Below are 14553 nucleotides of genomic sequence, written 5' to 3'. Positions count from 1 at the left end.
CGCGCGGCGCTGTAATCCCACAACGCGCTATGACTGACCTGCCGGCAGTGCCCGCGGCACCGGTCGGGCTGCGCCAACCGAGATTGTTTGATGGTGAGTAGCAACACGACAGCCGGCTACGGGGCAGGGCGCGACGCGTCCGTGCCCAGGTATTCGACCGGCATCGCCAAGGTGGTCAATTCCGCGCTTTACCAGCACACGCTGGGGGCCGCGGTGGAGTCGCGCATCGGCCGGATCATCCTTCTGGCCGGCGTGCCGCTGATCTGGCTGATCATGCTGCATGTCGGGCCGATCTATCAGATGCTGAAGATCAGCCTTTTGTCCCACTACCCGGTCCAGCCGGGCGTGGAGTCGCGTTTCACCTTCGACAACTACGCGATCTTCTTCAGGGAATCGCTCTATTTCACGCCGTTGATCAAGAGCTTCATCTTCGCAACGGCAGCGACAGCGGTCACCCTCGTCGTCGTCTATCCAGTCGCCTATTACGTCGCCAAGATCGTCAAGCCGGAAGGCCGCTCCAAGGCGCTGCTGCTTCTGCTGGTGCCGTTCTGGGCGGGTGAGCTGATCCGCACCTTCTCGGTGATCATGCTTCTCGCCAATCGCGGTGCGGTCAACGTGCTGCTGCGCGAGATCGGGCTGATCGATCGGCCGATCCCGATGCTCTACACCTCGTTCTCGCTCGGCTTCGGCCTGGTCTACCTGATCTGCCTGTACATGCTTTTGCCGCTCTATTCGGCGATCGAGAAGATTCCGTCCCAGTATCTGGATGCTGCCGCCGACCTTGGCGCCGGTCCGTTCACACGCTTCCGCAGGATCATCCTGCCGCTTTCCAAGGACGGCATCGTGTCTGGCTGTTCGCTGGTGTTCCTGACCTGCATCGGTGTCTTTGCCACGCCGATGTTGCTCGGTGGCCCGACCACCGTGCTGTTTCCCGAAACGATCAGCGGCTTCTTCCACGGCGCCAGCGATAAGTGGCCCGTCGGTGCCGCCTTCGCACTGATCATGCTGGTCACCGCCCTGATCACGGCTGGCATCTTCATGCGCCTCGTCGGCGGCAAAAAAAGGAGTGCATTCTGATGCGCAACATGATTTCCGACGCGCCGCGCACCACGCTGACCGCGTTCTACTGGGCCTTCCTGCTCTACCTGCTTCTGCCGCTGACGCTGATGATGGCGATGAGCTTCAAGGACGCCAATTTCGTCGCCTTTCCGATCGGCGACTGGACCCTGGACTGGTACGCCAAGGTAATGGCGGACAAGCAGTTTCTGGAGGCCTGCCTGTATTCGGTGATGATCGCCGCCGCCTCGACCTTGGCCGCAACGACGCTCGGCACATGGATTGCCATGCTGATCGTCGCCGAAGGCATCAAGGGCCAGGTCATCATCTTCGCGCTCGCCTGCCTTCCGGCGGTCGTGCCCGGCATGATCTCGGCGATCTCGCTGCGCATCTTCATCTCGACAATCGACATGCCGACGGGAACCGCCGCCATCATCCTCGGCCACACCGTGCACGCCGTGCCCTTTGTGGTGGTGATGGCGCTGACCCGGCTGCGCTCGATGCCTGGCAATCTCGTCGATGCCGCGCGTGACCTCGGTGCCGACAGTGTCGTTGCCTTCTTCCGCATCACACTGCCCTATCTCGGGCCAGCACTGGTCGGCGGCATGATCTTCTGCGTGCTGTTGTCGATCGACGACTTCGTCCGCACCTTCTTCCTGGGCGGCTATCGCCCGACCCTTCCCATGCTGATCTTCGCCAAGGTGCAGGGCGGCATGTCTCCCGAAATCAACGCAATGGCGACACTCGTCCTGGTGGTTACCGCCGCCGTCGGACTTTACGCCGAATACCTGACCCGCCGCGCGAGGACCCGCTGATGCAACCCGTCGTCCAGTTCGACAACGTCACCAAGAGCTACGGCAAGCATGTTGCCGTCGAAAACCTGAACCTCAGCATCGAGGCGGGCAAGTTCGTCACCCTGCTCGGACCCTCCGGCTGCGGCAAGTCGACCTCGCTGCGCATGCTCGGCGGTTTCGAGACGCCGAACTCCGGGCACATCCTGCTCGGCGGCAAGGATGTGACGCGTGTTCCGCCCAACAAGCGCAACGTCAACATCGTGTTCCAGGACTACGCGCTGTTTCCGCATATGAGCGTTGCCAAGAACATCGCTTTCGGCCTCGAGCTGAAGGGGCTCGACAACCAGCATATTCACCGCCGGGTGAACGAGCTGCTCGAACTGGTCCAACTGCAGGATTACGCCAAGCGGCTGCCGGCGGAGCTGTCCGGTGGCCAGCGCCAGCGCGTGGCGCTGATGCGTGCCCTGGCACCGGATCCGGAAGTGCTGCTGCTCGACGAGCCGCTGTCGGCGCTCGACGCCAAGCTGCGCCAGCAGATGCAGATCGAACTCAAGTCGATCCAGGAAAAGACCGGCAAGACCTTCATGTTCGTGACCCACGATCAGGAAGAAGCACTGACCATGTCCGACACGATCGTTGTCATGAACAAGGGCAAGATCGAGCAGATGGGCGACCCCAACACGCTTTATGGTCGCCCCGGCTCGGTCTTCGTCGCCAATTTCATCGGCGAGACCAACCTTCTGCGCAGCACCGTTGTCGGCACCGAAGGCGACACGACCGCGCTGAACTGGAACGGCATCACCATCAAGGCGGCACAGGGCGGGCTCGCGCCCAAGACCGGCGATCACCTTTATGTCGTACTGCGCCCGGAGGCGATCCACTGCTCGGCCGAGGAACCGACGAGCGGCAACCGCATCAAGGGCAAGGTCCGCCAGCGGGTGTTCAAGGGCAATCACACATCGCTTTCGGTCGAGGTTGCGGATGGCGCCATGCTCAATGCGCTGGTCCACCCCGCCGACGTTGCCCAGCTCAATGGCGAAGAAATCTGGGTCGGCTGGAAGCCCGAGACGACGACGGTCATCCCCGACCGCCACGCGCACAACTGAGAAGACAACGGCCCGCACTGGCGACGATGTGGGCCGACAGCAGGCAGGGCAGGACATGCGACATGATGATTTCGACCGGACATCAGGGGCGACCCATGGCGTTTGACGTACAAGCGCCGCTGCAATCGGCCGCCACCGGCCTGGCCGAGCTCGAGCAACGCGTTCGCGATGACCTCGCCTGCCTGTGCTATCCGCCGTCGAACTGGGTGGTGCCGACCGCTGCCGAAGCTGAAGAGCAGGTCCACGACGTCGTCGTCATCGGCGGCGGCATGTGCGGCATGGTTGCCAGCTTCGCGCTGATCGGCGCAGGCATCCAGAACATCCGCATCTTCGACCGTAGCCCCGAGGGCTTCGAAGGGCCGTGGCTGACCTATGCGCGCATGGAGACGCTGCGCTCGCCCAAGCAACTGACCGGGCCGGCCTATGGCATGGCGTCGCTGACCTTCCGTGCCTGGTACGTCGCCCAGTTCGGCAACGCGACCTGGGCCGAACTCGACAAGATCCCGCGCCCGATGTGGATGGAATACCTCAGGTGGTACCGCAAGGTGCTCGACCTGCCGGTCGAAAACGGCGTCGAGGTCAAGACAATCCTGCCCGAAGGTGACCTGATGCGGCTGACGCTTTCAGGCGCGGCCGAAAAGTCGGTGCTGGCCCGCAAGGTGGTGATGGCGACCGGCCGCGACGGCATGGGGCATCCCAGCATTCCCGGCTTTGTCGACGCGCTGCCGCGCAAATACTGGGCCCATTCCTCTGACGACATAGACTTCGCCGCGCTGCGCGGCAAGCGTGTCGTGGTTGTCGGTGTCGGCGCGTCTGCCGTCGACAATGCCGCCGAGGCGCTGGAAGCAGGGGCAGCCGAAGTGCGCCATCTTATCAGGCGCAAGGAGATGCCATGCGTCAACAAGCTGATGGGCATCGGCTCGTTCGGCTTCACCGCAGCTTTCCCGCAACTCGGGGATGCCAGGCGCTGGCAGATCATGAACTACTCGTTGCGCACCCAGACACCGGCGCCGCGCGGCTCGACGATGCGCGTCAGCCGGCATCCGAATGCCTATTTCCATTTCGATGCAGCTGTCGAAACGACCGCGCTCGACGGCGACGAGATCGTCATTTCGACCTCGCAGGGCAAGGCGGTTCGCTGTGACTTCCTGATCCTCGGCACCGGCTTCGGTGTCGATCCGCTGGCGCGCAAGGAACTCGACGGCTACGCCGACAAGATTCTGTTGTGGCAGGACCGGTTCACGCCGCCCGAGGGCCAGGAAAACACCGAGCTCGGCAATTACCCCTATCTCGCCGGCGATTTCACCTTCCTCGAACGCGAGCCGGGGCAAGCGCCTTGGCTTGCCAACATTCACAGCTTCAACTCGGGCGCCGCCGCCAGCCTCGGCAAGATGAGCGGCGACATTCCCGGCATCAGCGAAGGTGCGGCGCTGCTGGCGCGCGAGATCGCGGCCAAGCTCTACACCGAGAATTTCGGCCAGTACTGGCAGCGCCTGCTCGACTATGACACGCCCGAGCTGCGCGGCGACGAGTGGACGGCATCGCCCCTGCCGGACGATGCGCGGACGACCGTCCGCAAGCAGGCATAGGAGGACGGCATGGCCGAAAACAACGATGTCATCGCCGCAATCGTCGGCATCGAGCCGGGCAGCGCGCTGGCCGAGGTGGTGGCCGGACGCGCCGACATCATGGCGCTGACGCAACAAACGCACGACGGCGCGTTGACGCCGGTTGCATCTGGCGGGCTCACGCATGCCGAGCGCGCGGCACTTGCCTGCCGCATCGCCAAGATCAACGACGACAAGGATTTCGAGGAGCATTTCGAAGCCCTGCTCGACAGTGCCGGTCCGTCCAGCGACACGGCGCGCATTGCCGACATCTGGTTCGACGGCGGCAGCGACATCAGGCTCAAGGCACTGATCCGGCATGTCGACCTGGTAGCGCATGCGCCCAAGGATGCGACGCGGCGCGACATCGAATTGCTGCAGGAGGCCGGCCTCACTGACGCCGACATCGTGCGGCTGTCCGAGCTCGTTGCCTTCGTCAGCTATCAGATCAGAGTTGCCGCCGGGCTGCGGCTGATGCGGGGGCTGGCATGAGCAAGGTCGTTCACGAATTCACCACGGCAATCCCCGAGTGGAAGCCTTACGTCAAGCCGCTCGACCTTGCCGAGGCAAGTGCCGCGCAGCTCGAAGCGCTCAAGATCACGCCGTCCAACACCAAGGTGTCGGACTACGTGCTGGTGCTGGCGCATGACGTTGAGACGCTGACGCACCGTTCGCCGCTGTTCAACGGCGTGATGTACAACAAGGGCGGCCTGTCGCGCGCCGAGCGCGAGATCGGCGCCGTGGGTGCTTCGATCGTCAACCGCTGCATCTATTGCGCCGCCGTGCATGCCAGCCGTTACAACCAGCTGGCCAAGGACGAGACGGTCATTGCGGCGATTTTCGCCGATGGCGTCGACGCGGAGATCGAGCCGCGATTGAAGGCGATCCTCGATTTTTCGGTCAAGCTGTCGAAATGCCCCTCCGATGCCGATGCTTCGGACATGCAGGCGCTTGTCGATGCCGGGCTCGGCAAGGACGAGATCCTCGACCTGATCCTGTCGTCGTCGCTGTTCGGCTGGGCCAACCGGCTGATGCACACACTTGGAGAGCCGATCGCCGAATAACTGCCCGAGGCGTCGGAAGGGAGCATCGGAATGAACATGCATTCGGTCAATCCGCCGGAGATCGGGCCACGCCTGCAGGCGTACCGGAAACAGCAGAAGCTGACGCTCGCCGATCTGGCGACGAAGTCGGGCGTGTCGCGCTCGATGCTGTCGGAGATCGAACGCGGCAATGCCAACCCGACCTACGGCACGTTGTGGCACCTCACCCGGGCGCTCAACATCGACCTCAACAGCCTGATCAGCGGCGCCTCCGAAGAGCGCGGCGACCGCATCGACCTGCAGCCGGAGAACCTGACGCCGACGATCCGCAGCGCCGACGGCAGCTGCACCCTGCAGATCCTGTCGCCAGCCGGCATGGTGCCTTTGATCGAATGGTACCTGCTGAGCTTCGAGCCTCAAGGCAAGCTTATCAGCGATCCGCATGGCGCTGGTACCATCGAGCACCTGCACTGCACCGAAGGCGAGATCGTGGTGCGCAGCGCCGGCAACGAAATGCGGGTCCGCGCCGGCGAAACGGCGCGTTATGCCGGCGATGTTCCGCACTCGCTTACCAGCGTGGGAACCAGCGCCGGCCCTGTCGGGGCGCGGGCGTTTTTGGTGGTGGCCTCGGGCGAGGTCGGCAGCAGCACGACGCGGGCATTGATACGCCCGAAGTGAACGACCCCGGCGACACTGGCGCATGCCGGTCCCCGGGCCTGAAATGATATTGAAAAGGAATGTAGGAATGCAGGTAGGTATTGTCGGCGCGGGTTCGATCGCTTTCGGAACGGCGGTGTTCCTCGAACAGCAGGGGCATCACGCGACGTTGTGGTCGCCATCGGGTGAGCGCACCAAGGCGCTGGCTAGGGGCGAAGCTCTTGTCGCCCAGGGCGCCGTCGAAGGCACCTTCCATCCGGCAGCGGCCGCAAGTGCTGAAGCGCTTGTCGCCGGTGCCGAGGCGATCGTGATCGCGCTGCCGGCCTATGGCCACAAGACGGTGCTCGACGCGATCGCGCCTTACATCAGGGCCGAACAGACCATCATCATCAGTTCGCACGCCTCGTTCGGTGCGCTCTATCTGTCGCGCCTGCTTGCCGCGCGCGGTGTCGTCGCCCCTGTCGTCGGCTGGGGCACGACGGTCGTATCCGGCCGCCAGCTCAGCCCGACGCTGGTCAACGTCAACACCGTGCGCAAGAAAGTCGACCTCGCCACAGTTCCGGCATCGCGCAGCGCCGATGGCCTGGCCATCTGCCAGACGCTGTTCGGCGACCGTTTCGTCGATCGCGGCAGCCTGATGGCGATCGCGCTGTCCAATCTCAATCCGCAGAACCATATGGGCATCGCGCTCGGCAACATGACGCGCATGGAGCGCGGCGAGACCTGGAGCCAGGGCCAGAACGTGACGCCGAATGTCGGCCGCCTGCTTGAGCAGCTCGACGAGGAGCGCATTGCGATTGCCACCAAGCTTGGCCTCGAAGTGCGCAACATCTTCCAGCATTTCCATCTGTCGTTCCACGTGCCGATGAGCTCGATCTCGCAGATGAACCAGGAGATGCATGACGCCGGCAATGGCGGGCAGGGCCCGACCACGGCCGACAGCCGCTATGTCACCGAGGACGTGCCGTTCGGCCTGGTCATGACCGCCAAGATCGGCCGGCTCGCCGGCTACCCCGCCGAGCTGCACGAAGCCGGTGTGCGTGTCTTCTCGGCGATGTATGGCCGCGACTTTACCGCCGAGAACGACCTGCTGACCGCGCTCGACCTCGATGCGATGTCGCTGGAAACGCTCAACGGCCTGTGCCGCGACGGATATGCGGTAGCTTAAGGTCTGGGTACCGCAGGCGCGGCGCTCCTGGCGGGCCGCCGCGCCGCCGTTTTCCTCACCGGCGGCAGCACGCCGTTGCCGCCGCCCAGCAATGCTCATGCCTCGCTAGGTGCGCCGAACTGCTGCAGCAGCCAGTTCTCGAATGCCTGCATGCCTGGTGTCACCGGATGGGACTTCAACCGGGTGAGCCAGTAGTCGCCGGTTGAAACCGTCGTCTCGAATGGCTGGACGAGGCGTCCGTCGTCGAGATTGCGCTCGAACATGTTGATCGGCACCAACGCAACACCGACGCCGCGGGCCGCTGCCTCGGCAAGCGCCAGCGACGAGTCGAACATCATGCCGCGCAGCACCGGCTTTGGCGCGCCGGCCGCTTCGAACCAACGCATCCATTCATCGGCGCGATAAGAGCGCAGCAGTTCGACACGCGCGAGATCAGCGGGCTGCGTCAGCTTTGCCGCCATCATCGGCGAACACACCGGCGACAAGGGCGAGGCGATCAGATGCATCGCCTCCGTTCCGCGCCACGAGCCGTCGCCGAAGCGGATCGCCAGGTCGAGCCCGTCGCCGGCCAGGTCGACGCGGTTGTTGTTGGTCATGATCCTGAGGTCGAGATAGGGGTGGGCCTGGTGGAATGCCGGTAGCCGCTCCATCAGCCAGCCAACTGCAAAAGTCGCAACCACGCCGACCGTCACCACCTCATGGAAGTGTCCTTCCTCGAACCGGCTCATCGTTGCAGTCATCCGGCGAAAGGCATCCGTCAGCACCGGGGCGAGGGCCGCGCCCTCGTCTGTCAGTGCCAGCCCCCTGGGCAGGCGGCGGAAGAGCTTCACCCCGAGCACGTCCTCGAGCGACTTCACGTGATGGCTGACCGCGGTCTGCGACACGAACAGCTCCATGCCGGCCCGGGTGAAGCTGCAATGGCGCGCCGAAGCCTCGAAGGCGCGCAGCGCGTTAAGCGGCAATTGCGATGTTTCCACGTGGTTTCGATCCTATGCCCATATTTTTCTCATGGGTAACCAAAATATTGAGCGTTTGTCGAGGCCGCGCGATTTTGTCAGTTTGCGGCCGATACCGAACAAGACCTGCAGGTTATGACCTGCTCGCGGGCCTGGGTGGAGCCTTGCGAGCAGCAGTCGTTCGCCCGCTTTTTTCCGGGACCTGCCTCAAACCGACAAGCTGCCCGCACCATCATGAAGTTCATCAGTCATCTGTTTTCATTCCTTGTCCTGAGCGGCCTTGTTGCCGCCTGTGGCTTGGCATTGCTCGTCGCAGACATCACCAGGGGCCTGCCCGACTATCGCGAGCTGGCGGATTGGCAGCCCGCGGTCATGACCCGGGTCTACGCCTACGACGGCGCGCTGCTCGCCGAATATGCGCGCGAGCGGCGCCTCTTCCTGCCGATCGCCGCCGTACCCGAGCGTGTCAGGCACGCGTTGCTGTCGGCGGAAGACAAGGACTTCTACAGCCATTCGGGCATCGACCTTGCCGGGCTCGCCAATGCCGTGTGGGCCAATATGGCCAACTTCGGCTCGGGTCAGCGCATGATCGGTGGCTCGACGATCACCCAGCAGATTGCCAAGAACCTGCTGCTTTCCTCGGACCGTACGCTGGAGCGCAAGATCCGCGAGGCGGTGCTGTCCATCCGCATCGAGCGCGCCTTTTCCAAGGACGAGATCCTCGAACTCTACTTCAACGACGTCTATTTCGGGCTCGGCGCCTATGGCATCGCCGAAGCGGCGCTGACCTATTTCGACAAGCCGGTCGGCGAACTTTCGGTTGCCGAGGCCGCCTATCTCGCCGCGCTGCCCAAGGGGCCGAACAACTACAATCCCGATCTTTATGCCAAGCGGGCCATCGAGCGGCGCAACTGGGTGATCGGGCAGATGCTGCGCAATGGATTTATCGACCAGGGCGAGGCGCGCTCGGCGGTGGTCTTGCCGCTCGGCACGAGGAAGCGCCAGCCGAACCTGCTCGTGGCCGACGCCAACTACTTCACCGAGGCGGTGCGCCGGCAGGTCGCTGCGCGATACGGCGAAGCCGCGCTCTACACTGCCGGCCTCTCCGTGCGTACGACGCTCGATCCCAAGCTGCAGGCAGCGGCTGTCAGGGCGCTGCGGCGCGGGCTTGTCGCCTACGACCAGGGCAGGGGCTTTCGTGGCCCGGTAACGCGCATCGCGACCAACGGCGATTGGCGGCAGGCGCTTGAAAGCATCGTGCCACTGGCCGACGTGTCGGAATGGCGCCTGGCGGTGGTGCTCGGCAAGACCGACGAGGGTGTCGAAATCGGCCTTCGCCAGGCTTCAGGCAGGCAGCGGGAGCGGGAGATAGTCCTTATCAGCGGCAAGTCGATGCGCTGGGCGTTGAAGCAAGCAGGCGGTGCCAAGGCGGGCAAGGCCCGGGCAAGCGTGCTTGCGCGCGGCGATGTCGTCTATGTCGAGAAGCAGGACGAGGGCTATGTGCTGCGGCAAGTGCCCGAAGTGCAGGGAGCGCTGGTCTCGATGGACCCGCATACCGGACGCGTCCTGGCGAGCGTCGGCGGCTTCTCCTTTGCCCAGTCGCAGTTCAACCGCGCCACGCAAGCCTATCGCCAGCCGGGATCGGCGTTCAAGCCTTTCGTCTACGCTGCGGCCCTCGACATCGGCTACACGCCGGCAGCACTGGTGATGGACCAGCCGATCGCACTGCCTGACGGTGCGGGCCGGATCTGGAAACCGAAGAACTATGACGGGCGCTTCAGCGGTCCCTCGACCTTGCGCGCCGGCCTCGAAAGAAGCCGAAACCTGATGACGGTGCGTCTCGCGCGACATGTCGGCATGGACGTGGTGGCGCAGTACGGCCAGAGTTTTGGCATTTACGACAAGCTCAAGCCCTATCTGCCGATGTCGCTCGGCGCCGGCGAAACCACGCTGATGCGCTGGTTTCGGCTTATGCCGTCATCGCCAATGGTGGTAAATCGGTGCAGCCATCGATGATCGACCGGGTTCAGGATCGTCACGGCAAGACCATCTTCCGCCATGATGGGCGCAACTGCGACGCCTGCAATGCCGCGGCGTGGCAGGATCAGCCGGAACCGGTGCTGCAGGACATCAGCGAATACGTGCTCGATCCGATGACTGCCTATCAGGTCACCTCGATGATGCGCGGGGTTGTCGAGCGCGGTACCGCAACCAGCGTGTCTGCGCTGGGCGTTCCGGTCGCGGGCAAGACCGGCACCACCAATGACGAGAAGGACGTCTGGTTCATAGGCTTCACGCCCAACATCGTGACCGGCGTATTCCTCGGCTACGACACGCCCAAACCCATGGGATATGGCGAATCCGGCGGTGGGCTGGCAGCACCTGTCTTCATCGACTTCATGAAGGTCGCCCTCAAGGGCAAGCCGGTTGCCGAGTTCCAGGTGCCCGAGGGGATGACGTTCGAGAGCGTCGACCGGCGCACCGGAAGGCGCGTGGCCGATGGCAGTCCGGGCTCGATCAGGGAGGCCTTCAAGCCGGGCACGTCGCCATGCGTTGCCGACTGCCCGGTCATCGACGGTTTCGAGGCGTCGGATATCGTCACGTCCACCATCCCGGTCGTTGGCGGCATCTCCCCGGCACTGCGCGACAAGCTTCTCGACAGCACCGGCGGGCTCTACTGAGATGAAAAGGGCGCGCGCAAGAAGTACCGGGGTCCGCATCTGGTTTGTCATGACGGTGTTTGCCGTGCTGTTCGCCGCCATCGGTGCACGGCTAGTGCAGCTTGGCCTGACCGGCAGCGAGCGTCCGACCTACGCCTTCAGGGAAGTGGCCAATGCCAGGCCGCAGATCCTGGACCGCAATGGCGTCCTTTTGGCAACCGACCTGCCGAGTGCATCGGTCTATGCCGAGCCACGCTATGTGCCCGACGTCGACGAGACGGTCGAGAAACTGGTCGCCATCTTTCCGGATCTCGACGCGCGAAAACTCCATCAGCGGCTGAAGAGCGATGCCGCATTCGCCTGGCTCAAGCGCCAGGTCACCCCGTCGCAGAAACAGGCGCTGTGGAACGCCGGGCTCCCGGCCATAGGTGTCCGCCCGGAACAGCGCCGCATCTATCCCAACGGCCCGCTGGCCGCCCATGTGCTTGGTGCCGTCGATCTCGACAATTCAGGCATCTCGGGCATCGAAAAATGGATCGACGGCCAGGGCCTGCAGGAGCTCAATCGGGCCGGCATGACAGGCGATACCAAGCAATTGCAACCTGTGATGCTGTCGATCGATGTCCGCGTCCAGCACGCGCTTGCCGACGAAACCCTCAAGGCGATGGTGCGCTTCAAAGCCAAGGCTGGCGCCGGCCTGCTGCTCGACGTCGACAATGGCGAAGTGCTCGCGCTGGCCTCATTTCCCGACTTCGACCCCAACGCGCCTGTGGATGCGCTGCGGCCCGAGCGGCTCAACCGCATCAGCGCCGGTGCCTTCGAAATGGGCTCTACATTCAAGGCGCTGACCACCGCCATGGCGCTCGATTCCGGACAGTTCACGCTGAAGTCGGTCATCGACGCGCGCAAGCCGTTGCGGTTCGGGCGGCAATTGATCCGCGACTATCGCGGCAAATACCGGATGCTGACCATCCCGGAGGTTTTCATCTATTCGTCGAACATCTCGACGGCCAGGATGGCGATGGCCCTGGGCGGTGAAGCGCAGCAGGCCTATCTCCGGCGCTTTGGCCTGATGTCGCGATTGCGCACCGAACTTCCGGAAAGTGCCGCGCCGATCCTGCCGCGAAGCTGGGGGCAGGTAACGACGGCAACCGTCTCATTCGGTCACGGCATTGCGGTGACGCCGCTGCAGGCGAGCATGGGCATCGCCGCCCTCATCAATGGCGGCCGCCTGATCACGCCGACCTTCATCAAGGGCGCTCCGGTGGCCGGCCGCGTCGTCGGCTCCGGGCTTGTTTCGCCAGGGACGGCCGATGCGATGCGCTACCTCTTGCGTTACAATGCGCAAGCCGGCTCGGCCAGGAACGGGGCCGTTGCCGGCTATATCGTCGGCGGCAAGACCGGCACTGCGGAGAAGGTCGTCAACGGACGCTATGCCGATGATCTGGTGATGACGTCCTTCATGGCCGTCGTTCCAGCCGATAAGCCGAGATACCTGTTGCTGACGATCCTTGACGAACCCAAGGGCTTGCCGGAGACGCATGGGTTCAGGACGTCCGGCTGGAATGCCGTACCCCTTGGCGGCGCCATCCTTCGGCGCGTCCTGCCAATGCTTGGCCTGCAACCGCAGTTTGTCCAAAATGGCATCGCCTATAGCGAGGGTACGGAAATTGGAGCGGCGGGAGAGCTTTGAAGGCCGATCCGGGATCATCCCGTGGTTGTACCAACTCTGCTAAACTCAATTTAAATTGTTTGCATGCAAATAGCCACTTCGGGATTTCTGGGGAGGCTGTGGTGCTTATACGCTTCTGGCAATCGAGAAGCGGCAATTTCGCGATGATGTTCGCGATCATGCTGCCTGTGCTGCTGGCCGCCGTCGGCTTTGCGCTCGATGTCGCCAATCTGATGAAAGCCAAATCCGACCTGCAGAACGCGCTCGACTCGGCGGTGCTGGCGGCCTCGCGGCTGAGCGACCAGACCGGGACCCGCAACGACACCTTCGATGCGTTTTTCGCTACCAACATCGCCAACAAGCCGGCGCTGGTCAACGCCAAGGCCAAGCTCGTCGTCGAGCAAAGCGTCAATCACATCAAGACCACAGCGACCGCCGACGCCAACGTGGCATTGAACTTTGCCTTCATCTTCGGCCAGAGCGCGAAGGTCGCGGCCCAGGCCAATGCCTTTGAATCGAATGCCAAGCTCGAGGTCGCGCTGGTGCTGGATAACACCGGCTCGATGGGCGCTGCCAACATGGCGGCACTGATCGAAGGTTCCAAGGAAATCATCAAGGCGTTGCAGAAGGTCAAGGACGACCGGCCCGAACGCCAGATCCGCGCAGCCCTTGTGCCGTTCGTCACCGCCGTCAACATCAAGAGCGCGGTCGGGTTCGATCAGTCCTGGGTCGATACCAGGGACAAGGTGCCGGTCGACGAACCATCATGGAACGGCAAGAACTTCGCCAACATCGACTCCAAGACACGAGTCGGTCACTGGGCGCTGTTCCAGGCGCTCAAGGACAACTGGAAAAGCGGCCCTACCGGTGAATGGAAGGGATGCGTTGAGGCTCGCGCCGGCAGCTATGCGCTTGACGACACGCCGCCCGATCTCACCAAGCCCGACACGCTGTTCGTGCCCTATTTTGCTCCTGACGAGCCCGGTGGGCCGGTCAAGTCGCCCAATAGCGGTGAATATTTCAACAACAGCTACCTGGATGATGTCGTCGGCGGAACTAATATCCAGAAGCAGAAATCCCGGACGAAGTATTCCGACCCGACGGCGCGCACGAACGCCAAGCTGAAGGAAACTCCCAACGACACCACCGGTCCGAACTATGGCTGTGCGACACCAGTCGTTCCGTTGACCGAGGACCTGGTGAAGCTAGGTGGCGATCCCGTCAAGAAGACCAAGGGCGAACTCGACAACATGAACTTCTGGTACGGTTCGGGGACCAACGTTTCCGAGGGCCTCGCCTGGGGCTATCGCGTCCTGTCGCCGGGCGCGCCGTTCACGCAGGGCGATGCCTTCAAGGCGCCTGACACCTCGAAGGTTGTGGTCGTGTTCACCGACGGCGAAAACAACGTCTTCGGCGCTTCCAGGGAAGCCATCAACAAGTCCGACTACGGTGCCTATAGCTACCTCGATACCGGGCGCATGGGGGCACTCGACCGTGCCGGCGCGCTCAAGAAAGTCAACGAGGCGACGAAGACCGTCTGCACCAAGCTGAAGGAGCAGGACGTCATCATCTACACGGTGGTGCTGGGCGCTGACACCCAGGCCAATCGCGATCTCTACAGTACCTGCGCAACCGGTCCGGCCTACTACTTCCCGACCAAGAACATCGCTGAGCTCAAGGCGGCGTTCCAGACCATCGCCAATTCGATCTCGCCGCTGCTGATCACGCACTGAAGGCGGCGTGATCGGACCGAGCTTCGAGCGTCAGAGAAAGTCCGACCAGTGGCGCGGCCGATCCGGCCTGGGCTGCAAGCCGATGTCGCGTCGAAGGTAGC

The 14553-nt window shown here is 63.5% G+C and carries 11 protein-coding genes and 1 pseudogene; 11 read left to right on the top strand and 1 reads right to left on the bottom strand.

Translation table 11 applies throughout. The features are described from left to right. Positions 1-90 precede the first annotated feature (90 nt). From IHE39_RS28545 to IHE39_RS28510, 8 genes are all read left to right on the top strand, one after another. Positions 91-1077, top strand: a complete 987-nt coding sequence (locus IHE39_RS28545) for an ABC transporter permease (protein ID WP_184769762.1) — start codon at positions 91-93, stop codon at positions 1075-1077. Further along, positions 1077-1871 (top strand): ABC transporter permease, encoded by a 795-nt coding sequence (locus tag IHE39_RS28540; RefSeq protein ID WP_184769763.1) that lies wholly within the window; start codon positions 1077-1079, stop codon positions 1869-1871. The genes IHE39_RS28545 and IHE39_RS28540 overlap by 1 nt, the downstream gene beginning before the upstream one ends. Next, a complete protein-coding gene (locus IHE39_RS28535; RefSeq protein WP_192568894.1) occupies positions 1871-2956 on the top strand; it encodes an ABC transporter ATP-binding protein in 1086 nt (361 codons plus the stop codon). The genes IHE39_RS28540 and IHE39_RS28535 overlap by 1 nt, the downstream gene beginning before the upstream one ends. A 95-nt stretch (positions 2957-3051) precedes the next feature. Beyond that, positions 3052-4545: an NAD(P)-binding domain-containing protein gene (locus IHE39_RS28530; protein WP_192568893.1), complete on the top strand. Its 1494-nt coding sequence runs from the start codon at positions 3052-3054 to the stop codon at positions 4543-4545. Between the two features lie 9 nt (positions 4546-4554). Continuing rightward, the gene (locus tag IHE39_RS28525) at positions 4555-5055 is read left to right on the top strand and encodes a CMD domain-containing protein (protein WP_184769766.1); all 501 of its coding nucleotides are present in this window, start codon (positions 4555-4557) and stop codon (positions 5053-5055) included. After that, positions 5052-5627: a peroxidase-related enzyme gene (locus IHE39_RS28520; RefSeq protein WP_184769767.1), complete on the top strand. Its 576-nt coding sequence runs from the start codon at positions 5052-5054 to the stop codon at positions 5625-5627. Before IHE39_RS28525 ends, IHE39_RS28520 begins: the two co-directional genes overlap by 4 nt. Before the next feature lie 30 nt (positions 5628-5657). Further along, positions 5658-6284 carry a helix-turn-helix domain-containing protein gene (locus IHE39_RS28515; protein ID WP_210322315.1) on the top strand — a complete coding sequence of 209 codons (627 nt, stop codon included), beginning with the start codon at positions 5658-5660 and terminating at the stop codon, positions 6282-6284. 67 nt (positions 6285-6351) lie between these two features. Further along, positions 6352-7431 carry an NAD/NADP-dependent octopine/nopaline dehydrogenase family protein gene (locus IHE39_RS28510; protein WP_192568892.1) on the top strand — a complete coding sequence of 360 codons (1080 nt, stop codon included), beginning with the start codon at positions 6352-6354 and terminating at the stop codon, positions 7429-7431. 95 nt (positions 7432-7526) lie between these two features. Here IHE39_RS28510 and IHE39_RS28505 read toward each other — a convergent pair whose 3' ends face one another. Beyond that, entirely contained in the window at positions 7527-8408 is an 882-nt protein-coding gene (locus IHE39_RS28505) for a LysR substrate-binding domain-containing protein (protein WP_192568891.1), read from the bottom strand. Positions 8409-8621: 213 nt separating this feature from the next. On the opposite strand from IHE39_RS28505, the pseudogene IHE39_RS28500 reads away from it, so the two are divergent. From IHE39_RS28500 to IHE39_RS28490, 3 genes and pseudogenes are all read left to right on the top strand, one after another. Further along, positions 8622-11068: pseudogene (locus tag IHE39_RS28500) on the top strand (penicillin-binding protein 1A). Between the two features lie 49 nt (positions 11069-11117). After that, the gene (locus IHE39_RS28495; RefSeq protein ID WP_192568890.1) at positions 11118-12740 is read left to right on the top strand and encodes a peptidoglycan D,D-transpeptidase FtsI family protein; all 1623 of its coding nucleotides are present in this window, start codon (positions 11118-11120) and stop codon (positions 12738-12740) included. A 101-nt stretch (positions 12741-12841) separates the two neighbouring features. After that, a complete protein-coding gene (locus tag IHE39_RS28490; protein WP_343070139.1) occupies positions 12842-14452 on the top strand; it encodes a TadE/TadG family type IV pilus assembly protein in 1611 nt (536 codons plus the stop codon). The last annotated feature ends 101 nt before the right edge of the window (positions 14453-14553 follow it).

It is taken from the genome of Aminobacter carboxidus, assembly GCF_014863355.1.
GTDB lineage: Bacteria > Pseudomonadota > Alphaproteobacteria > Rhizobiales > Rhizobiaceae > Aminobacter > Aminobacter carboxidus.
This window is presented reverse-complemented; position numbering and strand designations above follow the sequence as displayed.